Source organism: Nonomuraea sp. NPDC001636 (assembly GCF_040298265.1).
GTDB lineage: Bacteria > Actinomycetota > Actinomycetes > Streptosporangiales > Streptosporangiaceae > Nonomuraea.
The window spans coordinates 11,937-34,286 of the sequence record NZ_JBEOZT010000048.1 but is presented as its reverse complement, the minus strand read 5'-3'; the positions used below and the strand labels follow the sequence as shown (position 1 = coordinate 34,286).

At 73.7% G+C, this 22,350-nt stretch carries 19 protein-coding genes; 10 read left to right on the top strand and 9 right to left on the bottom strand.

All coding sequences use genetic code 11. The annotated features are described in order from the left end of the window. Window positions 1-951, bottom strand: coding sequence for a uroporphyrinogen decarboxylase (hemE, locus tag ABT158_RS47895; protein ID WP_352365639.1), 951 nt, complete (start codon window positions 949-951; stop codon window positions 1-3). A 431-nt stretch (window positions 952-1,382) separates the two neighbouring features. On the opposite strand from hemE, the gene ABT158_RS47890 reads away from it, so the two are divergent. The 6 genes from ABT158_RS47890 to ABT158_RS47865 all read left to right on the top strand — a co-directional run bounded on the left by ABT158_RS47890 (window position 1,383) and on the right by ABT158_RS47865 (window position 6,801). After that, window positions 1,383-1,592 (top strand): hypothetical protein, encoded by a 210-nt coding sequence (locus ABT158_RS47890; RefSeq protein ID WP_352365605.1) that lies wholly within the window; start codon window positions 1,383-1,385, stop codon window positions 1,590-1,592. 60 nt (window positions 1,593-1,652) lie between these two features. Then, a complete protein-coding gene (locus ABT158_RS47885) occupies window positions 1,653-2,249 on the top strand; it encodes a DUF3000 domain-containing protein (protein WP_352365603.1) in 597 nt (198 codons plus the stop codon). Window positions 2,250-2,294: 45 nt separating this feature from the next. Further along, the gene (locus ABT158_RS47880) at window positions 2,295-3,509 is read left to right on the top strand and encodes an HRDC domain-containing protein (RefSeq protein WP_352365601.1); all 1,215 of its coding nucleotides are present in this window, start codon (window positions 2,295-2,297) and stop codon (window positions 3,507-3,509) included. Between the two features lie 132 nt (window positions 3,510-3,641). Continuing rightward, complete coding sequence (locus ABT158_RS47875; RefSeq protein ID WP_352365599.1) at window positions 3,642-4,787, top strand: Gfo/Idh/MocA family protein; 1,146 nt, start codon at window positions 3,642-3,644, stop codon at window positions 4,785-4,787. Continuing rightward, entirely contained in the window at window positions 4,784-5,944 is a 1,161-nt protein-coding gene (locus ABT158_RS47870; RefSeq protein WP_352365597.1) for a dihydrodipicolinate synthase family protein, read from the top strand. Before ABT158_RS47875 ends, ABT158_RS47870 begins: the two co-directional genes overlap by 4 nt. Continuing rightward, window positions 5,941-6,801: a sugar phosphate isomerase/epimerase family protein gene (locus ABT158_RS47865; RefSeq protein WP_352365595.1), complete on the top strand. Its 861-nt coding sequence runs from the start codon at window positions 5,941-5,943 to the stop codon at window positions 6,799-6,801. The genes ABT158_RS47870 and ABT158_RS47865 overlap by 4 nt, the downstream gene beginning before the upstream one ends. Here the strand turns inward: ABT158_RS47865 and ABT158_RS47860 are convergent. The 7 genes from ABT158_RS47860 to ABT158_RS47830 all read right to left on the bottom strand — a co-directional run bounded on the left by ABT158_RS47860 (window position 6,798) and on the right by ABT158_RS47830 (window position 16,110). Then, a complete protein-coding gene (locus tag ABT158_RS47860) occupies window positions 6,798-7,841 on the bottom strand; it encodes a glycoside hydrolase family 88 protein (RefSeq protein ID WP_352365593.1) in 1,044 nt (347 codons plus the stop codon). The two genes, ABT158_RS47865 and ABT158_RS47860, sit on opposite strands and share 4 nt — an antisense overlap. Before the next feature lie 190 nt (window positions 7,842-8,031). Then, the gene (locus ABT158_RS47855; RefSeq protein ID WP_352365591.1) at window positions 8,032-10,602 is read right to left on the bottom strand and encodes a PEP/pyruvate-binding domain-containing protein; all 2,571 of its coding nucleotides are present in this window, start codon (window positions 10,600-10,602) and stop codon (window positions 8,032-8,034) included. 34 nt (window positions 10,603-10,636) lie between these two features. Continuing rightward, window positions 10,637-11,554 carry an alkaline phosphatase family protein gene (locus ABT158_RS47850; RefSeq protein WP_352365589.1) on the bottom strand — a complete coding sequence of 306 codons (918 nt, stop codon included), beginning with the start codon at window positions 11,552-11,554 and terminating at the stop codon, window positions 10,637-10,639. Between the two features lie 8 nt (window positions 11,555-11,562). Beyond that, entirely contained in the window at window positions 11,563-12,336 is a 774-nt protein-coding gene (locus ABT158_RS47845) for a sugar phosphate isomerase/epimerase family protein (protein ID WP_352365587.1), read from the bottom strand. A 31-nt stretch (window positions 12,337-12,367) separates the two neighbouring features. Then, window positions 12,368-13,369, bottom strand: coding sequence for a LacI family DNA-binding transcriptional regulator (locus ABT158_RS47840; RefSeq protein WP_352365585.1), 1,002 nt, complete (start codon window positions 13,367-13,369; stop codon window positions 12,368-12,370). 124 nt (window positions 13,370-13,493) lie between these two features. Continuing rightward, on the bottom strand, window positions 13,494-14,591 hold the full coding sequence (locus ABT158_RS47835; RefSeq protein ID WP_352365583.1) for a hypothetical protein: 1,098 nt from the start codon (window positions 14,589-14,591) through the stop codon (window positions 13,494-13,496). Between the two features lie 91 nt (window positions 14,592-14,682). Further along, the gene (locus ABT158_RS47830) at window positions 14,683-16,110 is read right to left on the bottom strand and encodes an FAD-dependent monooxygenase (RefSeq protein ID WP_352365581.1); all 1,428 of its coding nucleotides are present in this window, start codon (window positions 16,108-16,110) and stop codon (window positions 14,683-14,685) included. Window positions 16,111-16,203: 93 nt separating this feature from the next. On the opposite strand from ABT158_RS47830, the gene ABT158_RS47825 reads away from it, so the two are divergent. After that, window positions 16,204-16,497, top strand: coding sequence for an ArsR/SmtB family transcription factor (locus ABT158_RS47825; protein ID WP_352365580.1), 294 nt, complete (start codon window positions 16,204-16,206; stop codon window positions 16,495-16,497). A 13-nt stretch (window positions 16,498-16,510) separates the two neighbouring features. Here the strand turns inward: ABT158_RS47825 and ABT158_RS47820 are convergent, their stop codons facing one another. Continuing rightward, window positions 16,511-18,040: an LCP family protein gene (locus ABT158_RS47820; RefSeq protein WP_352365578.1), complete on the bottom strand. Its 1,530-nt coding sequence runs from the start codon at window positions 18,038-18,040 to the stop codon at window positions 16,511-16,513. A gap of 224 nt (window positions 18,041-18,264) precedes the next feature. On the opposite strand from ABT158_RS47820, the gene ABT158_RS47815 reads away from it, so the two are divergent. The 3 genes from ABT158_RS47815 to ABT158_RS47805 all read left to right on the top strand — a co-directional run bounded on the left by ABT158_RS47815 (window position 18,265) and on the right by ABT158_RS47805 (window position 22,302). After that, entirely contained in the window at window positions 18,265-18,993 is a 729-nt protein-coding gene (locus ABT158_RS47815; protein ID WP_352365576.1) for a hypothetical protein, read from the top strand. 61 nt (window positions 18,994-19,054) lie between these two features. After that, the gene (locus ABT158_RS47810; protein WP_387656872.1) at window positions 19,055-20,218 is read left to right on the top strand and encodes a thiolase family protein; all 1,164 of its coding nucleotides are present in this window, start codon (window positions 19,055-19,057) and stop codon (window positions 20,216-20,218) included. Further along, window positions 20,215-22,302 (top strand): 3-hydroxyacyl-CoA dehydrogenase NAD-binding domain-containing protein, encoded by a 2,088-nt coding sequence (locus ABT158_RS47805; protein WP_352365572.1) that lies wholly within the window; start codon window positions 20,215-20,217, stop codon window positions 22,300-22,302. Before ABT158_RS47810 ends, ABT158_RS47805 begins: the two co-directional genes overlap by 4 nt. Window positions 22,303-22,350 lie beyond the last annotated feature (48 nt).

Below are 22,350 nucleotides of genomic sequence, written 5' to 3'. Positions count from 1 at the left end.
TCAGGCGCCCGCTTCGTGCACCAGGTCGGTCAGGCGCTTGAGCTGGTCGGGGTCGGTCGAGGGGAGCACGCCGTGGCCGAGGTTGAACACGTGCCCCTCGGCCGCCGCGCCGCGCCGCAGCACCTCGCGGGCCCTGCGCTCCACGACCTCCCACGGCGCGAGCAGGATCGCCGGGTCGAGGTTGCCCTGCAGCGCCTTGCCCGACCCGACGCGCCGGGCCGCCTCGTCGAGGGGCACCCGCCAGTCGACGCCCACGACGTCGGCCCCGGCCTCGCCGAGCACGCCGAGCAGCTCGCCGGTGCCCACGCCGAAGTGGATGCGGGGCACGCCGGTGATGCCCTCGAAGATGCGCCGGGTGTGGGGCAGGACGAACTCGCGGTAGTCCTCCGGGGCCACCGCGCCCACCCACGAGTCGAACAGCTGGATCGCCGAGGCGCCGGCCGCGATCTGGATGCGCAGGTGCTCCAGCACGATGTCGGACAGGCGTTCCATGAGGGAGTGCCACAGGGCGGGCTCGCCGTACATCATGGCCTTGGTGCGGTCGTGGTTCTTCGACGGGCCGCCCTCGATGAGGTAGGAGCCGAGCGTGAAGGGCGCGCCGGCGAAGCCGATCAGCGGGGTGCCGCCCAGCTCGCCGACCAGGGCCGAGATCGCCTCCGTCACGTACGGCACGTCGCCCGGCTCCAGCGGGCGCAGCGCCGCCACGGCCCGCGCGTCGCGGATCGGGTCGGCGACGACCGGGCCGACGCCCGGCTTGATGTCGAGGTCGACGCCGATGGCCTTGAGCGGGACGACGATGTCGCTGAAGAAGATGGCCGCGTCGACGCCGTAGCGGCGCACGGGCTGCATGGTGATCTCGACGATCAGGTCGGGCGTCGCGCAGGCGGTGAGCATCGGCACACCCTCGCGGACCTTCAGGTATTCGGGCAGCGATCGCCCGGCCTGCCGCATGTACCAGACCGGGGTGTGCGGGACGGGCTGCCTGCGGCAGGCGCGCAGGAAGGCTGAGTCGGCGAGATTCACCCTCCAAGGGTGCCATGGCACCCGATCGGCCGGGACATCGGCGCGACGTGACCGGATCGGCCAGGACATCGGCGCGAGGTGTCGGAAAAACATGCATTGGATACCCAAAATCATGATCAGATAGCCAGATGAAGGTTTACCGGTCTGCCCGGCAGCGGCGTCGCACACGGGTCGAACACACCCCATGCCCGCCCAGAGAGCCGGTCTCGACTGGACCAAATGTTCACCAACCCACCGCGCGGCACCGATTCAGCGACCACTTTCGGGACACGCCGAGCGCGTTGCGGGGAATTGTCAGCGGCTCGTGCCAACGTCGGAGCCACGACCCGAAGAAAGGCCCCGGTTCGATGACTGGTGCGATGACCGCGTTGTGGAGTTCCCCGGAGGTACGCAGCGAGCGCTGTGCCGCCTGCGCCGGCGAGCGGCTGTTCGAGCAGCCGCCCTGCTTCGACGGGCACGGTCCTGGCGAGTGCCCGGAATGGGCCTGCGCCGAATGCGGCCACGCGATCCTGCTCGGCTCGGCCGAGACCACCCGACCGGTTCGCCAGCTGGTTACGGCAGCGGCTTGATCACCAAGGATGAGCACCCCCGTGGTCCCCTTCCGTCCGTCCTCGACCTACGCTTCGGCTATGACCCTCGGTGACCAGCCACCGCCGCCCGCCGCGTTCACCCGCGCGGCGCAGAGCCTGCGGCTGTCCGAGGTCAGGCCGGAGATCGAGCTGGAGGACCTCCCCGCGCCGCAACGGCTGGCCCCCTACTCGGCCGCTATCGGCGCCTCGGTCTACCGCGACGACGACGAGCTCGCGGTCGGCCGGCTGATCCTGCTCTACGACCCCGACGGCCAGCGCGGCTGGGAGGGCCCGTTCCGGCTGGTGGCCTACGTCCGTGCCGACATGGAGCCGGAGATCACCTCCGACCCGCTGCTCGGCCCGGTCGTGTGGAGCTGGCTGACCGAGGCCCTGGAGGCGCACGAAGCCGACTACTCCGCCGCGGGCGGTACCGTGACTAGAGCCGTGTCCGAGGGCTTCGGCAACAAGGCGGAAGACCCGGTCACGACCGAGCTCGAGCTGCGTGCGTCCTGGTCGCCCGCCGAGGAGGATCTGTCCGGCCACGTCGCCGCCTGGTGCGACCTCATGTGCCTGGCGGCGGGGATCCCGCCGCTCCCGCCCGACGTGGCCGCGCTGCCGCGCCGACGTGATGATCCGGAGAGTGACCGTACGAAGTGAGGGCACCAGTCAAGACAGCACCAGCGTCATGAGGTCGGTGAGCTCATGACAGAAGAACGCATCGTAGAGCCCCTGCTCGAACCTCGCGAGGGCATCCCCCCGGTGATCGCCGACGCGCGCGGGCTCGCGCGGGTCGTCGACGCCTTCGCCGCGGGCACCGGGCCCGTGGCGGTCGACGCCGAGCGCGCCTCCGGCTACCGCTACGGCAACCGGGCCTACCTGGTCCAGCTGCGCCGGGCCGGCGCCGGCACCGCGTTGATCGATCCGGTCGGCTGCCCCGACCTGTCGGCGCTCGACGCCGCGCTCACCGGCACCGAGGTCGTGCTGCACGCCGCGTCCCAGGACCTGCCGTGCCTGATGGAGGTCGGCTTCAAGCCGCGCGAGATCTTCGACACCGAGCTGGCCGGCCGGCTGCTCGGTTACGAACGCGTCGGGCTCGGCACGATGGTCGAGACCGTGCTCGGGCTGCGGCTGGAGAAGGGCCACTCGGCCGCCGACTGGTCCACCAGGCCGCTGCCGGAGGACTGGCTGCGCTACGCCGCCCTCGACGTCGAGGTGCTGGTCGAGCTGCGCGACATGCTCCACCAGGAGCTGGCCGGGTCGGGGAAGCTGGAGTGGGCGCGCGAGGAGTTCGCGGCCGTGCTCAACACCCCGCCGCCGATGCCGCGGTCCGACCCGTGGCGGCGTACGTCGGGCATCCACAAGGTGCGCAACGTGCGCGCGCTGGCCATCGTGCGCGAGCTGTGGACCATGCGCGACACGATCGCCAGGGAGAACGACCTGGCCCCCGGCCGGGTGCTGCCCGACGCCGCGATCGTCACCGCCGCCCTGGAGGGGCCCCGCACGAAGAAGGCCCTCACCGAGATCTCGGCCTTCACCGGCCGCAGCGCCCGCCGGTACATGAACGACTGGCTGGCCGCCGTCAACCGGGCGCGGACGTTGCCCGACGCCGAGCTGCCCCAGCCGAGCACGCCCGGCGACGGGCCGCCCCCGCCCAACCGCTGGGCCGACCGCGACCCGGCGGCGGCCAAGCGCCTGGCGGCGGCGCGGGCCGTGGTGGCCGCGCTGGCCGAGGAGCACCGCATGCCCACGGAGAACCTGCTCCAGCCCGACGCGGTGCGCAGGCTCACCTGGGAACCCCCCGCCGAGATCACCGAGGAGAGCGTGACCGCGCGGCTGCGCGCGCTCGGGGCGCGTGAGTGGCAGCTCTCGCTCACGGCCCGTCCCATCGCCAAGGCGCTGGCCCGGCTCGACGGCTAGCCTTCCCCGCCGGCGTACGGGCGGAGGGGCCGCCTCCGCCCGCCGGCGTCACCCTCCCACTTGACGCTCGGAGGGGGACGGCCGTACGTTTCGGGAAAGCGCTTTCCCCATCCGTTGCCTGAAGGGATCCCCATGAGCGTGCGCACCATCGGCGTCGTGATGAACGGCGTCACCGGACGAATGGGCTATCGCCAGCACCTCGTCCGTTCCGTCCTGGCCATCAACGAGCAGGGCGGCGTCACGCTCTCGGACGGCGACCGGGTCAGGCTGCGCCCGGTCCTGGTCGGCCGGAACGCCGACAAGCTGGCCGACATCGCCGACCGGCACGGGATCCCCGACTTCACCACCGACCTCGACGCCGCACTCGCCGACGACGACAACCTGATCTACTTCGACGCCCAGGTCACCAGCGCCCGCGTCAAGGCCGTGCTCAAGGCCGTCGAGGCGGGCAAGCACGTCTACGCCGAGAAGCCCACGGCCGAGTCGGTGCAGGAGGCCGTCGCGCTGGCCGAGGCCGCCACGGCCAGGGGCGTGAAGAACGGCGTCGTGCAGGACAAGCTGTTCCTGCCGGGCCTGCTCAAGCTGAAGCGGCTGATCGACGGCGGGTTCTTCGGCCGGATCCTGTCGGTGCGCGGCGAGTTCGGCTACTGGGTGTTCGAGGGCGACTGGCAGGAGGCGCAGCGCCCGTCCTGGAACTACCGGGCGCAGGACGGCGGCGGGATCGTGCTCGACATGTTCCCGCACTGGCACTACGTGCTGGAGAACCTGTTCGGCCGGGTCCGGTCGGTCTACGCCAAGGCCGTGACGCACGTCCCGTCCCGGGTGGACGAGCAGGGCCGCGCGTACGAGGCCACCGCGGACGACGCCGCGTACGGGATCTTCGAGCTCGAAGGGGACGTGATCGCGCAGATCAACTCCTCCTGGACGGTCCGCGTGAACCGCGACGAGCTGGTCGAGTTCCAGGTGGACGGCACGCACGGCAGCGCCGTCGCCGGCCTGCGCAACTGCCGCTTCCAGCACCGGGCCGCCACCCCCAAGCCGGTCTGGAACCCCGACCTGCCCGCCACGGCCCGCTTCCGCGACGACTGGCAGGAGGTGCCGGACAACGCCGAGTTCGACAACGGGTTCAAGGTCCAGTGGGCGGCGTTCGTCCGGCACGTGCTGGAGGACGCGCCGTTCCCCAACGACTTCGCCTCGGGGGCGCGCGGCGTGCAGCTCGCCGAGCTGGGCCTGCGCTCGAACGCCGAGGGCCGCAGGATCGAGGTGCCGCAGCTGTGAGGATCGACCTGCCGGGCGGCGCGTACGAGCTGGGCGAGCCGGTGACCTGGCCGACGTCGGCCGCCCCGGCCGCGAGCCGGGTGGTCTACGCGGCCGCGCACGTCGTCGCCGACCCGCTCGGCGACAACACGCCGGGCTCCCCCGCCGCCGTGGACTGGGAGGCCACGCTGCGCTTCCGCCGCCACCTGTGGTCGCACGGCCTGCGGGTGGCCGACGCCATGGACACCGCCCAGCGCAACATGGGCCTGGACTGGGCGGCGACCAAGGAGCTGATCCGGCTCAGCGCCGAGGAGGCGCGCGCCTTCGGCGACCCGGCGGCGCTGGTGGCCTGCGGCGCGGGCACCGACCACGCGCCCGGCGCCGCCGACCTGCACACGATCACCGCCGCGTACGCCGAGCAGGTGGAGGCCGTCCAGGCGGCCGGGGCCGGCGTGATCGTCATGGCCTCCCGCCAGCTCGCCAGGGTGGCGGCCGGGCCCGCCGACTACCACCAGGTGTACGGCAAGGTCCTCGGCCTGGCCGACCGCCCGGTGATCCTGCACTGGCTGGGCGAGATGTTCGACCCGCAGCTCGCCGGTTACTGGGGCGCGCCGGACGTGGACGCGGCGACGGAGTCGTTCCTGGAGCTGGTCCACGCCCACGCCGCCGTGGTGGACGGCGTCAAGGTGTCGCTGCTGGACGAGGAGCACGAGGTGCGGCTGCGCGCCGCGCTCCCCGAGGGCGTCCGGCTCTACACCGGCGACGACTTCAACTACCCCTCGCTCATCAGGTCGGGCTCGCACGCGCTGCTCGGCATCTTCGACGCCATCGCCCCGGCCGCCGCCGCGGCCCTGCGCGAGCTGGACGCCGCCGAAGCGGCCGGTGGCGAGGAGGCGGCCCGCCACCTGGCCCGCTACGACGAGATCCTGGCCCCCACGGTCGCCCTGTCGCGGAAGATCTTCGAGGCGCCGACGTACCACTACAAGACCGGCATCGTCTTCCTGGCCTGGCTCAACGGCCACCAGGACGCGTTCGCCATGGTGAACGGCGCCCAGTCGGCGCGCTCGCTGCGCCACCTGGCGGAGGTGTTCGTGCTGGCCGACCGGGCCGGGCTGCTGGCCGACCAGGAGCTGGCCGTGCGCAGGATGAGGGCGCTGCTGGCGGTGAACGGCCGGTGAGCCTGTCGCTGAACCAGTGGACGACCAGGCGCTGGTCGGTCGCCGAGGCCGTGGACGGCTGCGCGCGGCACGGCCTGGAGGCGATCGGGCTGTGGCGCGAGAAGGTGGCCGAGGAGGGGCTCGCGCGCAGCGCCAAGCTGGTGCGCGAGGCCGGGCTGCGGGTGTCCTCGCTGTGCCGGGGCGGCTTCCTCACGGCGGGCGGGCTGCCCGGCGAGGAGGGGCGGCGCGCGTTCGAGCGGGCGCTCGACGACAACCGGCGGGCCGTGGACGAGGCGGCCGAGCTGGCGGCCGCGTGCCTGGTGATGGTGGTCGGCGGGCTGCCGGGGGTGCGGCCGGGCGAGCCGCTGCCGCCCGGTTTCTCCAAGGACGTCGCCGGGGCGCGGGAGCGGGTCGCCGAGGCGCTGTCGGTGCTGGCGCCCTACGCCGGCGAGCGCGGCGTCAGGCTGGCGCTGGAGCCGCTGCATCCGATCTACTGCCCCGACCGGGCGGTGCTGTCCACGCTGGGCCAGGCGCTCGACCTCAGCCTGCCCTACCCCGAGGAGCAGGTCGGGGTGGTGGTGGACACCTTCCACGTGTGGTGGGACCCCAGGCTGGCCGAGGACGTCGCACGGGCCGGGCGGCGCATCGCGTCGTACCAGGTGTGCGACTACCTGCACCCGCTGCCCGCCGACGTGCTGCTCGGGCGGGGCATGATGGGCGACGGGGTGATCGACTTCGCGCCGATCACCCGGGCGGTGCTGGCCGCCGGGTACGCGGGCGACATCGAGGTCGAGATCTTCAACGCCGACGTCTGGGCGGCCGACCCGGACGAGGTGCTGGCCACGATGAAGGCCCGCTACGCCGAGCTGGTGGTCTAGACGCGGCCGGGGTCGATCGTGCCGTCGAGGGTGAGGGCGGCTTCGAGCAGGAAGTAGTCGCCCCAGACCAGCTCGTGGGCGGTGGCCAGGCCCTTGCGCCGGTCGTAGCAGCCGTCCACCAGGCCGCCGTGCTCGTTGAGGTGGTCGCGGGCCAGCGCGTCCAGCGTGCGGGCGGCCTGCTCGCGGTAGCCGTCCTTGGCCAGCGGCGCGAGCTTGGCCAGGGCGGCGGCGACGATCGCGGTGGCCGAGGTGTCGCGGGGCGCGGCGGGGATGCCGGGGTCGTCGAAGTCCCAGTAGCAGACCAGGTCGGACGGGACGTGGGCCAGGTACCAGTCGGCGACCTCGGTGGCCGGGCCGATGAACTCGGCCGACAGGTGGGCGGCCTGGGCCAGGCCCAGCATGGCCCACGCCTGCGCGCGGGCCCAGGTGCTGCCCGGCGAGGAGCCGTTGACGGCGCCGGCCGAGGTCTGGGCGACCGAGCCGTCCTCCCGTACGCACATGGCGTAGCAGGTGCGGGCGTGGGACTCGGCCATCACCAGCAGCTCGCGGGCGCCGGTGCGCTCGCAGGCGAAGGCCAGCAGCGGGACGGTGCCGGGCAGGCCGTCCACGCAGGCGCCGGGGCGCGGCCAGCCGTACTTGACGACGTCCTCCTCCTGGGGCGGCAGCAGGCCGGCCAGCGGGTCGAAGCCGATGCTCAGCGACCGGGCGGCGGCCACGGCGGTCGTGGCGCCGGGATCCTCGTCGCCGGCGAGCACGGCCGGGAGCGCGGCGCCGTACCAGAACAACATGCCGCGCAGCAGGGTGGGGGCGTCGGTGCGGGCGGCCAGCCGTTCGGCGACCTGGCCGGCGGCGCGGGCGTAGCGGGGCTCGCCGGTGACGACCGCGGCCAGGGACAGCAGGCCGCCCCAGAAGCCGCCGTACCAGTCTCCGTCCTCGGACCAGGCCCATTCGCCCGTCACGGGGTCGGCGTAGAGAGGGAAGCGTCCTTGAGACTGCGCGAGGGTCCCGCCGACCCTGCGCACCAGCTCTGTGACCAGCATGGAACCGCCTCGTCCGGAAACGTGATGCCTCCCCCGGTTACCCGGGGCGGCACGGGCTTAACGGGACGCGTCCCAGACGATCAGGCAGCGCCGGCGCGGGACGAGCCGGGCGGGATCAGGGTCGGCACCAGCCGCTGGTAGTGCACGTGGTGATTCCAGTACGGATCGGGCACCTGATCACCATAGTGCTCTAAAGGGTCACCGTGCCCGCCGCTCCGTCGACGGTGATCTGCTGGCCCGTGGCGATGCGGCCGATGGCGTCGCGGACGCCGACGACGGCGGGGATGCCGTACTCGCGGGCCACCACGGCGCCGTGCGACATGGCCCCGCCCATCTCCATCACCAGGCCGCCGGCCGTGAGGAACAGCGGGGTCCAGCCGGGGTCGGTCGAGGGGCAGACCAGGATCTCGCCCGGTTCGAGGTGGGCGCCGTTCGGGTCGAGCACCACCCTGGCGACGCCGGTGACCGTGCCGGCCGAGGCCGCCGTGCCGGTCAGCGCGCCGGCGGGCACGGGTCCGGCCAGGGCCTCGGGCTCGGTGCCGTCGGAGAGCATGATCCGGGGCACGTGCCTGCGGCGCGCCTCCCGCTCGTACGCCGTCCGCCGCTCGCGGACCAGGTCGCGCAGGTCGCCGCCGGACAGGGCGGCCCTGGCCTCCTCCAGGCGCAGGAAGTACACGTCGGCGGCGTCGTCCAGGACGCCGGCGGCGGCCAGGTGCTCCCCGACCGCGCGCAGGCTCTGCCGGACGGCGGCGATGGCCCTGACCGCGTGGTACTTGGGCAGTTCGCGCAGCCCCGCGTACGCCCGGGTGCGGCCGAGCGCGAAGCGCACCACGGGCGCCCGCCACCGGCCCCTGCGCGCGGCCAGCGCGGCGACCCGCTCGACCTCGTCCCGCGCCGCCCGCGCGCCCCTGGCGAACAGCGCGTCGGGGGCGAGGGCGGAGCCGGCGTCCATGCGCAGGTAGTTGGCCAGTACGCCGAGGATGTGCGTGGGGTCGTCGGACCAGCGGGGCACGCCGACGTCGATCTCGGCCACGCCGCGGTGGCCGTACCGGCCGAGGAAGGCGGCGATCTCCTTCTGGGCCCGCGGCGGCAGCTCGCCAGCCCGGTAGCGGCGGGCCAGCTCGGCCGCGGGCGCCTCACGGAACACCTCGGGCTCGACGCGGCCGGCCAGGTCCCACAGTTCGAGGTCCATCTCGGTGGTCGGGTTGTGCGGGACGCCGCGCAGGACGTCCTGCAGGTCGCCCACCCGCGTGCCGGAGAGCCGGGCGGCCAGGCCGAGCAGGGCGTAGCCGGTGATCACGATCGGCATGATCGAGACGATGGCCGGGAACGTCCCGCCGAGCAGGCGTTCGGCGTGGTCGAGGCGCTGGGCGGGGGTGGCGCCGGGCGGCGGTTCGAGCCTGCGGTCCAGCTCCTCGCCGACGCGGGCGGCGTGGGCGAGCGCCCTGGCCGGGCTCAGCAGCGCGTCGCGGACCCGCGCCGGCGCGTGCACGCGGCGCGCGAAGCGGCGCAGCCCGCGCAGGAACGGGCGCGGCGAGGTCTGGACGACCGACAGCCGCGGGTCGCCCGCCAGCTCCCGCACGACGGCCGCGGCCCGCGCCTCCCCCAGGGGCATCATGCGGGTCAGGACCGCCCGGCCGGTACGGCTGCGCAGCGGCGTGGTCAGGTCGATCCACAACCGCTGCCCCGCCTCGGACAGGAACGCCGGGCCGTCGAGCCGGTCGGCGGGCGCGTGCCAGAACAGGGCCGCCGCCCCCGAGGCGACCAGGTTGAACACCGAGACCCCCATCGGCGTGAACGGCCCCATCACGCCCTGGGCGACGTTGAGCGACAGGTGGACGCGCAGGCCGGGCCCGGCCGGCCGGGGCAGCGGGTGGAGGGTGGTGATCGGCCTGGCCTGGGTGAGCCAGAGCGTGCCGTCCTGGCCGACGGCCCACTCGGTGTCCTGGGGCGTGCCGTAGTGGTCCTCGACGCGCGCGCCGAGCTCGGCCAGGGCCAGCACCTGCGCGTCGGTCAGGCACAGGCCCCCGGCGGCGGTCTCGACGCGTTCGACGCCGCCGCCGGGCCGGGGCCGGACGGCAGATCCCGCCCCGCCCGCCCGCCGTTCCCGCACCCGGCCGTCGGAGACGACGAACCGGTCGGGATCGACGGCTCCGGACACGACCGCCTCGCCGAGTCCGGGCGCGGCGTCGAGGACGGTCTCGCGCCGCCTGCCGGTCACCGGGTTGGCGGTGAACATCACCCCGGCCACCCGCGCGTCCACCATCACCTGGACGACCACCGCGAGCCGGACGCCGGCGTGGCCGACGCCGTTGGCCTCCCGGTAGGCCACGGCCCGGTCGCTCCACAGCGAGGCCCAGCAGCGCCGCACGGCGTCGAGCACCGCCTCGGCGCCCACCACGTTGAGGAAGGTGTCCTGCTGGCCGGCGAAGCTGGCGAACGGCAGGTCCTCCGCCGTGGCCGAGGAGCGCACGGCCACCGGGACGTCCGCGCCGAGCCGCGCGTAGGACGTCAGGATCGCCTCGCGCACCGGGGCGGGCATCTCGGCCCGGAGCAGGTGGCGCCTGGCCCGCGCGGCGAGCCCGTCGCCGGGGGTCAGGTCGAGCCCGGCGGCGACCTGCCGGTAGGCGTCGGTGGTGAGGGCCCAGCCGGGCGGGACGGGCAGCCCGGCGCGGGTCAGCTCGCCGAGGTTGGCGGCTTTTCCGCCCACTTCGGCGAGCATCGTGGCGTCGATCTCGGAAAGGTCGCGTGTGGTCCTCATGGAAGGCACCCCTTCTCCGGAGTCTGCCACAAATTCACCAACTGTTGAACAGCGGTGTCCCGTCCAGCTCCCAGGCCGGGTCGAGCGGCACGCCGAGCAGGGCCAGGGCGGTCGGGCCGACGTCCACCAGGCGGGGCTCGGCCAGCGGTCGGCCGCCGAGGTCCGCGTCCAGCCGGTTCGCGATGACGAACACCGTGCGCTCCTCGGCCGAGGTGCCGCCGTGGCCGCCCTCGTCCACGTGGCCGTGGTCGGTGGTGACCAGCACGGTCCAGCTCTCCCCCGGACGGGCGCGGACGGCGTCGAGCAGCCGGCCCAGGTAGGCGTCCTGGGCGTGCAGGGCGGCGGCGTACTCGGGGCAGTGGGGGCCGAGGGCGTGGGCCACCTCGTCGGTGTCGCCGAGGTAGACGAAGGCGAGGTCGGGGCCGGTCTCGGCGAGGTGGCGCTCGGCGGCGTCGGCGATCTGCCGGTCGGCGGCGGTCCAGGTGAGGGCGTAGCCGTCCAGGACCATGCGGTGGTCGATGGCGGGGCCGAACGCGCCGTGCTCGCCGAGGGCGGCCCAGGAGAGGAAGGCGGCGGTCACGAGGTCAGGGCGGGCATTCTTCGCACGACTCAAAAAGTCCGGAAATTTCGTGAACTGTGGGCTGGTGAAGCTGTTGTCCACGACGCCGTGTTTGTCGGGCCAGGCGCCCGTGGCGATCGACGACCAGCCGGGGCCGGAGTCCGTGCGCGACCTGATCACGCGGCCCGCCGCCGGCGGCTCCGGCGTCTTGGGCACGACCTCGCCGGGCGACTCCGTCCTCGGGGCCGCCGCCTCGCCGTACGGGAGCTTGCTGGTGCCGTACGCGCCGGAGGCCATCAACGACGACAGGACCGGCGGGGCCAGGGCGACGAGCCGGTCGAAGCGCAGGCCGTCCATGCCGACCACGAGGACTTTGTTCTTGTTAAGGGGCATTCCCCTATCTAAGCGGTGAACCGCCGCACCCAGGCGACCGCGCCCGGCAGGATCTCCTCGACCGGCGCCACGTCCGGGTACCAGGTGCGCTCCCACTCCAGCGAGACCCATCCGGCGTACCCGGCCGCGCGCAGCAGGTCGCCGGCCTCCTCCAGCGGGACCGAGCCCGCCCCCATCGGGACCGGGGTGGTGTCCTCGGCCGAGACGGCGTCCTTGACCTGGACGTAGGCGAGCGAGGGGCCGAGCGCCGCGAGCGTGGCGGCCGGGGACTCGCCGTGCCGCCAGGGGTGCAGCAGGTCCCACAGCGCGCCGGTGACCTCGGGGCGGCCCGCCTCGGCCAGCAGCCGGGACACGGCCGCGCCGGTGGGCATCCGGTCGTGCGTCTCGACCAGGACGCGTACGCCGAGGGCTGCGGCCGTACCGGCGACGGACCTCAGCCGGCGGGCGCCGACCGCCGGATCGTCGCCGCGCGGGAACACCCGCACGCCCGGCGCGCCCAGGTCGGCGGCCAGGTGCAGGTCGGCGAGGAGCGCGTCGGCGACCGGCGCGTCCGGTCCCGGCTCACAGATGCCGACATATCCAGCCAGGGCGGCGATCTCCAGCCCCGCCCGCTCCACCCGTTCCCGCACGCCGCGCCGCTCCTGCGCGGTGAGCCCGGCATGGACGCCGGTGTCCGGATGCAGCCGCAGCTCAAGCCCCTGGCAGCCGTGCGCGACGGCGATCCCGGCCGCCCGCTCCAGCCCCTCCCCCGGCATCCCCAACGTGCTGACCGCGAGCTTCACGCCGTCACCCCGGCTTCCGCACCCGTCACGCTCACGCCATCCTCCTGACGCTCTCCCGCAGCACGACCTCGCCCGCGACGTGCTCGACCACGGGGGCGGCGGTGGCGTCCTCGCGGCCGAGCGCGAGCTCCAGGGCCCGCGCCCCCATGTCCGTCAGCGGCAGCCGCACGGTCGTCAGCGCGGGCACGTGGTCACGCAGCGTGACGATGTCGTCGAACCCGGCCACCGAGACGTCCTCGGGCACCCGGATCCCGCGCTCCCGGCAGGCGGCCAGCGCCCCCACGGCCATCACGTCGTTGACCGCGAACACGCAGGTCGCCTCGCCGATCTCGGTCGCGGCCCGGTAGCCGCCGTCGCGGTCGAACGGCCCGTGGACCACGACGGGCTCGGGCAGGCCCAGCTCCCGCAGCGCCGCCGCGAACCCCGCGCACCGGTCGGCGGCGGTCACCAGGTGGGGCGGCCCGGCCAGCACGGCGAAGCGGGTGTGCCCGAGCCCGGCCAACGCGCGGGCCAGGGCCGCGGCGCCGGCCCGGTTGGCGGGCGCGACGGTGTCCACGCCGAGCAGGTCCTGGCCGACGCACGCGGCCCGCCCGCCGCCCTCCTGGTAGCGGGCCAGCTCCTCGCGCAGCCGCCCGGTCACGACGGGGTCGTCGACCCGCGAACCGGCCAGCAGCACGGCGCGCACGCGCTGGGCGTTCATGGTGGCGACGTAGGCGATCTCCTGCTCGGGGTCGCGGTGGGTGGTGCCCACCATGACCAGCATGCCCTCGGTGGCGGCGGCCCGCATCGCGCCGTCGGCCAGCGCGGCGAAGTAGGGGTCGGTCAGGTCGTGGACGACGATGCCGATGACGTTGCTCGCCCCGCGGGCCAGGGTCTGGGCGGCGATGTTGGCGCGGTAGCCGAGCTCGTCGGCGGCCCGTTCGACGCGGGCCCGCAGGGTCGCGCCCACCTGGCGGGTGCTGCCGTTGAGCACCCGCGAGGCGGTGGCGAGCGAGACGCCCGCCTGTTTGGCGACGTCCTCAAGCGTGACCACGAGACCTCCCGGAAAGCGGTTTCCAAGTCTGCCAGACGGCGACCTGGCTCCGCATCCTCGCACGCCCGCCCCCGGCGGCGACACAACCCGCGGCGCCGCGCTCACCAGGACGGCGACGGGTCACTCACGCCCAGGGGAACAGGATGTCGAACAGGCCCTTCTTCTCGCTCGGCGAGGGGGCGGGCTGCTCCTGCTGCGCGGGCGGCGCCTGGGTGGGAGGCGCGCTCTCCTGCCGCTCCGGCTGCCTGGTGGCGGGCGCCTTGGTCGAGTCCCCGGCCGAGTCCTCGGGGGTGCCGTCGGAGGTCTCGTTCATCTCGTCCTGCGAGCCGTGAGTGACCTTCTCGTCGGGCGTTGCCGTCGGACGGCTCTCGCGGGTGGCGGTGGGCCGCGCCGACGGCTCGCGGGTGGGACGGGGGCGGCGGGCCACGGGGGTGGGGGTTACGGTCTCGGACACGGTCGGCTCGGCGGTGTCCGTTTCCTCGGGCTCGGGGGCGGACTCGGTCTCCTCCGGGAGCGCGGTCTGCGGCGGGGCGGTGACCTGGCTTGCGCCGGCGCAGGTGCCGACCCCGCACGGGTCGTCGGAGGAGGTGCCGGTGAGCAGCCAGCCCGCCCCGGCGCCGACCAGCACCACCGCGGCGGCCGCCAGCACCAGCACCCTGGTACGCCGGCGCACCTCGCGATCACGTCCGGCGCCGCCCCGGCGGTCGTCGGCGTCGTCGTCGGTCCAGCCGGAGCCGAGGAAGCCGCGCCTGGTCTCACCCGCGTCGTCGTCGCGTTCGGGCTTGTAGCCCTGGTCCAGCGGCAGGTAGGGCAGGTCGTCGTCGGCCGCCGGGTCACCGCCGGGAACGGCGGGTCCGTCCGCCTCGACGACGGCGTGCGGCCCGCTCAGGCTCTCGTACGGCCCGGCCAGCGTCTCGTGCGGCCCGCTCAGGGCCTCGTGGGACCCGCTCGGCGCGTCCAGGACGTCGTGCGGGCCGCTCGGGCCGTCGAGCACGTCGTGCGGCGCGTCGGCCGGGGTCGCGGGCGTGGCCGGGGCTTCGACGGACTGCGCGGCCTGGCCGGCCGGGAGGATGTAGGTCTCGTTGCCGGAGACCTGGATCGCGGGCTGCTCGTCGGTGTCCTCGGTGCTCCACCGGGGGGACAGCACGTCTCCGGTCAGCTCCGGGTTTAACGGTTTAGCCTGCCCATCCTCGTACGGCCTGTCGTTCTCGTCGCGCGCCACGATGGAACCTCTCTAGCTCTGAATACGGACCGCGACCTTTCTTAACAGACTTGTCCGGATATTTCACATGTTTCACTAAAGTTACTCTGCGTCACATTCGCCCCAGCCAGCGGGCGAGCGCGGCCTCCAGCGGGTGCCCCCGGGCCTCCGACGTCCAGGCCGTGTAACCGTCGGGACGCACGAGCAGCGCCTCGGCGTCGTGCTCCGCGCTCCCCCGCACGATCTCCAGCCGGTCCGCCCACGGCGCGGCCGCGGCCACCAGGTCGTCGCGCCCGCCGAGGTCCAGCAGCAGCGCCCGGCCGCCGCGCAGCAGCTCCGCGGTGCGCACCACGCCGCCGGCCGTCTTGACCGGCAGGTCGGGCGCCATCCGCCCGGCCCCCGGCACGCCCACGTCGTAGACGGTGTCCACCCCGGCGATCATCCCGCTCAGGTACTCGTTGACCTGGTCGAACCGCATCAGCTCGGCGAACAGCTCGCGCAGCGGGTCGACGGCCGGGTCGGGGTGGGCCAGCGCGCTCTGGGCCCGCACGTTCCACAACACCCGCGCGCCGGCCGGATGGCGCTCGGCGTGGTAGCTGTCCAGCAGCCCGGCGGGGGCCTCGCCGCGCACCTCGGCGGCCAGCTTCCAGCCCAGGTTGAAGGCGTCCCCCAGGCCGGTGTTCAGCCCCTGGCCGCCCCACGGGAAGTGCACGTGCGCGGCGTCCCCGGCCAGCAGGACGCGGCCCGCGCGGTAGGTCTCGGCCTGCAGGGCGGCGTCGCCGTACCGGGACAGGTTGCGCGCGCCGGCCATCGGGACCGGGACGCCGAGGATGTGCTCGGCCGCCTCCTGGAGCTCCTCGATCGCGACGGGGGCCTCGCGGTCGGCGTGCGGGGCGCGGAAGTCGTAGGTGGTGACGCGGCTGTGCCCGGCGGGGTCGAGCCAGACGATGACCCAGCCCCGCGGCGTGCGCGTGTAGCCCGGCGGCACCGTGTACGGGTCGAGCAGCCGCACGTCGCCCATGAGCGCGGCGACCCGGGCCCCGGCGCCGGTGAACGGGATGCCGGCGGCCTTGCGCACGACGCTGCGCGCGCCGTCGGCGCCGACGACGTACCGGGCGGTCAGCTCGTGGCCGTTCACGGTCAGGGCGACGTGGTCGTCCCGCTGCTCCAGGCCGGTGACGTCCTGGCCGCGCCGGATCTCCGCGCCGAGGGCCGCCGCGCGGCGGGCGAACACCTGCTCGGCCCACGCCTGCGGGCTGCCCACGATGCTGGGCCCGCCGTCCGAGACCGCGCCGAGGTCGAGCCCGAACATGCCGGAGAAGTGGAAGCTCACGCTCCCGTACGTGGACCGCCCCACCGCCTCCAGCAGCCCGCGCCGGTCGAGGCTGCGGGCCGCGCCCGCGTGCAGCGTCCCGGCCTTGGACTGGCCGGTCGGCACGGCGAGCCGTTCGAGCACCAGCGGCCGCACCCCCTGCAGGCCCAGCTCGGCGGCGAGCAACATGCCCACAGGCCCGCCACCCACCACGGCGACATCGAACACAGCACCCTCCTCGAACCCGGATGAGTACGTAATCCTCGTACATACGAACAATGTCCGTCAAATCATCGTTCGTGTTATCCGTACAATGGCGGCATGCTGCACCCGTCGCGTGACCAGATCCAGTTGGTGGAGGTGCTCGCCGCGCTCGGCCATCCCGTACGCGCCAAGATCGTGCGCGCGCTGGCCTCGGGGGACGAGCTGTTCTGCGGCGAGGTCGTGGCCGACGTGCCGAAGTCGACGCTGACCGCCCACTGGCGGGTGCTGCGCGAGGCCGGCGTCATCTGCCAGCGCCCGGAAGGCCGCAAGCTGTTCATCCGGCTGCGCCGCGACGACCTCGACGCCCGCTTCCCCGGCCTGGTCGATCTGCTGCTGGCCGAGGACCTCTAACCCGCCGGCCGGCTCACAGGCAGGGGTTCGTGGTGGAGTCGACCACCTTGTCCTTGAGCGAGCCCGGGATCGCCGACGCCACCCGCACGCCCGGCCAGTCGGCCCCGATGACGAGCTGCACGATCGGCCCGTCGGGCAGCGGGGTGACCTTGGTCGCGTACGGCTTCGGGTTCACCGGGGCGACCTTGCCCGCCACCGGCGTGCGCTTGTCCTTCGACAGCCGGGCGGCCACGGCGTCCCCGTAGACGGCGCCGTTCTCGGCGTCCTTCTTCGCGTACCGGATCGACGTGGTGGCCACCGGCGCGGCGTTGCCGACCTGGACGACGGCGAACCCCTGGTCGGCCAGCTCGTCGGCCACCTGACCGGCCTTGCCCAGCTCGGTCGTGCCGTTGAGCACCTGGACGCGTACCCGCTCGTTCGCGACCTTCGGCTTGGCGGCGGCGGCCGAGGGCGGGGTCACGTTGACGTCGGAGCGCACGGCCTCGAAGAAGTTGCGCGCGTCCGGCTGCTTGAGCTGCACCCGGTTCTTGTCGGCCGGGTAGGCCTCCACCGGCACGGTGATGCCCTTGAGCTCCTTGGCGGTCAGCCCCTGGACGCTTCTGGCGATCTCCAGCATCCGGTCCAGCGTGAGCCTGTCGTCCAGAGTGACGGCCTTGGCCCCGGCCCGCAGGAACGCGTTCAGCTTGCCGGGGTCGGTGAGCAGCCCGCCATCGGTGATCTTGTCCAGCACCTTGGTGAGGAAGACCTGCTGGCGCTGGATGCGGCCGAGGTCGCTGCCGTCACCGAGGGCGTAGCGGGTGCGCACGTAGCCGAGGGCCTGCTCGCCCTTGACGACGTGCTTGCCCGCGCTGAGCACGAGCTTGGCCTTGGGGTCGTTGACCGCCTTGGGCAGGCAGATCTCGATGCCGCCGAGGGCGTCGACGATGCCCTTGAAGCCGGTGAAGTCCACCTTCACGATGTGGTTGATCTTGATGTTGGTGAGCGCTTCGAGCGTCCGGACCGTGCAGTCGATGCCGCCGTCGTTGAAGGCGGAGTTGATCTGGCGCAGCCCGCCGGCCAGCATCGTGCCGGTGCGGCTCCGGCACTGCGGGATCATGACCATGGTGTCCCGGGGGAAGCTGATCATAGTGGCCTTGTCCCGGTCCGGTGAGATGTGCAGCACCATGATCGTGTCGGTGCGCTCGCCGAGGCCCTGCGACTTCGCGCCGTACTTCTTGTTGTCGCCCTCGCGCGAGTCCGAGCCGACGAGCAGCACGTTCAGCGCGCCGGTCTCGGGCGGCCGCGACGGCCCGGCGTCCACGGGCACGCGCGGGATCTCGTTGTCGATGCTGCGGTAGTAGGCGTACCCGCCCAGCGTGACGGCGACCAGCACGAACGTCAGCGCCATGCTCACCCACGCCAGCGGCGTGATCCGCCGCGCAGGCCCCGGGGGCCGGTCCAGGCGACGGTCGGGGCGCTGATCGGGGCGGTGGTCGGGGTGGCGGTCGGGGTGGCGGTCGGGGCGATGCTGCGGCCGTCCCGCCGCTCTCCGGCCCTCGCTCACGCGCCCCCCTCTACGCGCGCCCGCACAGGACGCACCCCCGCGCGCCCCTCGCAGAGCGCGGCCCCCTCTGGTGTGACGCGCAGCATACTGACAATCCGCCGTATATACGGCGTGTCGCAAATTTCGCCCGATAGTAGCCTCCGGTGGACGCGTCCGGCGAGGGCTCCATGCAATGCGCGCGAATCCGCGGCGTCACTACGGTCCGTGACGCCATCATGACGTCCATGCTTCTGACCGAGATGGCGCCCCCTCCAGGCGCCGAGGCGCTGGCCGGGCTGCGCACCGCCGCCCGGACCGCCCGCCGGGCCGTCTTCGTCGCCCTCGCCGGCTCGATCGCGCTGCTGGCCACGTCACAGGTGCTGGCCGACCGCGCGCCGACCAGAGAGCAGACGTTACCGCTCGCCGTGCTCTCGCTGGCGGTGTTCGCGATCGCGCTGCCCGTCCTGGCGGTCACCCAGCTGGTGTGGGGCGCGCGGGCGCGCCTGGTGCGCCGGCGCGAGCGCGAGCTGTTCGCCGTGCCGCCCTCGGCCCGGCGGCGTCCGCTGAGCCGGCTCGGCGTCGCGTCCGGCTGGGCCGTGCTGCTGCTGCTCGGCGCCACCTCTCCGGGCCAGTTCAGGGCGGCCGCCCTGTACGCCTTCGCCGACGCCCTGAGCTGGGTCGTCGAGGCCGCCATGGTGCTCGGTCTGGCCGCGGGGGTGTCGTTCCTCATCTGGTGGGCACGGGACGCCCTGGGGATAGTGGCGCGCGCCGGTCGTCCGGGAGGATCACCTGGCGATCCGTGGGATCCCGGCCGGGGCGCGCGTCCACGAGGGGGCGCGGCGCTCTGGACGGGCGCGGCCGTGGCGGTCGCCGCCCTGCTCGGAGCCCGCGCCCATCTCTGGGAACCGCCCATGCCGATCGTTTACGCGCTGCTGACCGCCGCCCTCGTCTGCGGGGTGGTTACCGACGAGTAGCATAGGCGCGGAACCCCATCCAAGAACGAGGAGCGAATCCGTGCCTTCCTCTCGTGACGTCGTGTTCGTCGACGGCGTACGCACGCCCTTCGGCAGGTCAGGGCCGAAGGGACTGTACGCGGAGACCCGCGCCGACGACATGGTCGTCCGCGTCATCCGCGAGCTCATCCGGCGCAACCCCGGTCTGCCTCCCGAGCGCGTGGACGAGGTGGCCATCGCCGCGACGACCCAGATCGGCGACCAGGGCCTGACCATCGGCCGCTCGGCGGCGGTGCTGGCCGGTCTGCCCAAGAGCGTGCCCGGCTACGCGATCGACCGCATGTGCGCGGGCGCGATGACCGCGGTCACCACGGTCGCGGGCGGCATCGCCTTCGGCGCCTACGACGTGGCCATCGCCGGCGGCGTCGAGCACATGGGCCGCCACCCGATGGGCGAGGGCGTGGACCCCAACCCGCGGTTCCTGTCGGAGAAGCTGGTCGACCCGAGCGCGCTGGTCATGGGCATGACCGCGGAGAACCTGCACGACCGCTACCCGTCGATCTCCAAGGAGCGCGCCGACGCCTACGCGGTGCTCTCGCAGGAGAAGGCGGCCAAGGCGTACGCCGACGGCAAGATCCAGCCCGACCTCGTGCCCACCGCGGTCCGGACGGCCGAGAAGGGCTGGGGCCTGGCCGCCGAGGACGAGGCGCCGCGCCCCGGCACCACGATGGAGGCGCTGGGCGCGCTCAAGACGCCCTTCCGCCCGCACGGCAACGTCACCGCGGGCAACTCCTCCGGCATCAACGACGGCGCCACCGGCTGCATCGTGGCCGCCCGCGAGGTCGCCGGCGAGCTCGGCCTGACGCCGAAGATGCGCCTGGTCTCCTACGCCTTCGCGGGCGTGGACCCCGAGGTGATGGGCGTGGGCCCGATCCCGTCCACCGAGCGGGCGCTGCGGCTGGCCGGGCTGTCCATCGGCGACATCGGCCTGTTCGAGATCAACGAGGCGTTCGCCGTCCAGGTGCTGGCCTTCCTGGAGCACTTCGGCATCGCCGACGACGACCAGCGCGTCAACCCCTACGGCGGCGCGATCGCCTTCGGCCACCCGCTGGCCTCCTCGGGCGTCCGGCTCATGACGCAGCTCGCCCGCCAGTTCGGCGAGCGGCCCGACGTGCGGTACGGCATCACCACCATGTGCGTCGGCATGGGCATGGGCGGCACTGTGATCTGGGAGAACCTGGCATGAGCGACATCGAGACCTGGCGCGCGCTGCTGAGCGGGCGCAACACCGACGAGGTCGTCACCAAGGCCCTCGTGCGCGACGTGCCGCTGCCCGGCGGCGCCGGCACGATGGCCCTGATCACCCTGGACAACGGCTTCGACCACACCAAGCCCAACACCTTCGGCCCGCACGGCCTGTTCGCGCTGGAGGAGGCCCTGTCGCGGATCGCGGAGCGCACCGACCTGGCCGCCGTGGGCGTCACCGGCAAGCCGTTCATCTTCGCCGTCGGCGCCGACCTCAAGGGCGCGGCCGCCGTGGCCTCCCGCGCGGAGGCCGAGGCCATCGGCGCGCTGGGCCACCACGTCTTCCGCAGGCTGGGCGAGCTGCCGATCCCGACGTTCGCGTTCGTGAACGGCGCGGCCATGGGCGGCGGCCTGGAGATCGCGCTGCACTGCGCGTACCGGACGATCTCCTCCGGCGTGCCCGCGGTGGCGCTGCCCGAGTGCTTCCTCGGCCTGGTGCCCGGCTGGGGCGGCACGCAGCTGCTCCCCCGCCTGATCGGCCCGGCGAACGCGATCAAACTGATCATCGAGAACCCGCTGTCGCAGAACCGCATGATCAAGGGCGCGGACGCCTACAAGCTGGGCGTCGCGGACGCGATGTTCGAGCCGGCCGACTTCCTGGAGGAGTCGCTGCGCTGGGCCGCCCGCGTGGTCAAGGGCGAGGTCGCCGTCGAGCGGCAGCAGCACGACGGCTGGGACAAGGCCGTCGCCGACGCGCGCTTCCTGGTGGACATGAAGCTGCGCGGCGCCTCCCCCGCCCCCTACCGGGCGCTCGACCTCATCGCGCTGGCCGCGACCGCCTCGCGCGACGAGGGCTTCGCCGCCGAGACGCAGGCGCTGGCCGACCTGCTGATGGGCGACGAACTGCGGGCCGGGCTCTACTCCTTCGACCTGGTCCAGCGCCGGGCCAAGCGTCCGGCCGGCGCGCCGGACAGGTCGCTGGCCCGCAAGGTCACCAAGGTCGGCGTCGTGGGCGCCGGGCTGATGGCCTCGCAGATGGCGCTGCTGTTCGCCCGCCGTCTGGAGGTCCCGGTCGTGCTGACCGACCTCGACCAGTCCCGCCTGGACAAGGGCGTGGGGTACGTGCACGCCGAGGTCGACAAGCTGCTGGGCAAGGGCCGCGTCTCGGCCGACCAGGCCAACCGGCTCAAGTCCCTGGTCACCGGCTCCCTGACCAAGGACGCCTTCGCCGACGCCGACTTCGTCATCGAGGCCGTCTTCGAGGACATGGCGGTCAAGAAGCAGGTGTTCGCCGAGGTCGAGGCCGTGGTGTCGGCCGAGTGCGTGCTCGCCACCAACACCTCCTCGCTCTCGCTCACCGAGATGGGGGCCGGGCTGGCGCACCCCGAGCGGCTGGTCGGGTTCCACTTCTTCAACCCGGTCGCCGTGATGCCGCTGCTGGAGATCATCCGGGGCGCCTCGACCGACGACGCCACGCTGGCCACGGCGTTCGCGGTGGGCAAGTCGCTGCGGAAGTCGTCCGTGCTGGTCAAGGACGCGCCGGCGTTCGTGGTCAACCGGCTGCTGACCTGCTTCATGGGCGAGGTCGTGGCCGCCGTGGACGAGGGCACGCCGCTGGAGGTCGCCGAGCACGCGCTCGACGGCCTGGGGCTGCCGATGACGCCCTTCGCGCTGCTGCAGCTCGTCGGCCCGGCCGTCGGCCTGCACGTCGCCGAGACGCTGCACGCGGCCTTCCCCGAGCGGTTCGGCGTCTCGGAGAACATGGCCAAGCTGGTCGCCTCGGGCAAGCCGGGCGTCTACCGTCCGGACTTCTCGCTCGACCCGGAGGCGGTGGCCCTGTTCGCCGGCGGCGCGTCGCCGTCCACGGCCGAGCAGGTCCGCGAGCGGGTGCTCGGGGCGCTGTCCCGGGAGATCCGGATCATGCTGGACGAGGGCGTCGTCGCCGGGCCGCAGGACATCGACCTGTGCATGATCCTGGGCGCCGGCTGGCCGTTCCATCTGGGTGGCATCACGCCTTATCTGGACAGGTCAGGGATCGCCCAGCCCCGGTTCCTTCCGCCCGGTGTGGCCTCGCTGCCCGCGTGATTTTACGGAGGCCCGCCCGGCGGGTCTCCGTACGTCATGGCCGCCTTC

Coding starts and splice junctions, on each gene's coding strand:
- ABT158_RS47880 (WP_352365601.1), top strand. CDS start 2,295: ATGACAGAAGAACGCATCGTAGAGCCCCTGCTCGAACCTCGCGAGGGC.
- hemE (WP_352365639.1), bottom strand. CDS start 951: ATGCGGCAGGCCGGGCGATCGCTGCCCGAATACCTGAAGGTCCGCGAG.
- ABT158_RS47825 (WP_352365580.1), top strand. CDS start 16,204: ATGCTGCACCCGTCGCGTGACCAGATCCAGTTGGTGGAGGTGCTCGCC.
- ABT158_RS47805 (WP_352365572.1), top strand. CDS start 20,215: ATGAGCGACATCGAGACCTGGCGCGCGCTGCTGAGCGGGCGCAACACC.
- ABT158_RS47875 (WP_352365599.1), top strand. CDS start 3,642: ATGAGCGTGCGCACCATCGGCGTCGTGATGAACGGCGTCACCGGACGA.
- ABT158_RS47885 (WP_352365603.1), top strand. CDS start 1,653: ATGACCCTCGGTGACCAGCCACCGCCGCCCGCCGCGTTCACCCGCGCG.
- ABT158_RS47890 (WP_352365605.1), top strand. CDS start 1,383: ATGACCGCGTTGTGGAGTTCCCCGGAGGTACGCAGCGAGCGCTGTGCC.
- ABT158_RS47855 (WP_352365591.1), bottom strand. CDS start 10,602: ATGAGGACCACACGCGACCTTTCCGAGATCGACGCCACGATGCTCGCC.
- ABT158_RS47815 (WP_352365576.1), top strand. CDS start 18,265: ATGCTTCTGACCGAGATGGCGCCCCCTCCAGGCGCCGAGGCGCTGGCC.
- ABT158_RS47850 (WP_352365589.1), bottom strand. CDS start 11,554: ATGCCCCTTAACAAGAACAAAGTCCTCGTGGTCGGCATGGACGGCCTG.
- ABT158_RS47860 (WP_352365593.1), bottom strand. CDS start 7,841: ATGCTGGTCACAGAGCTGGTGCGCAGGGTCGGCGGGACCCTCGCGCAG.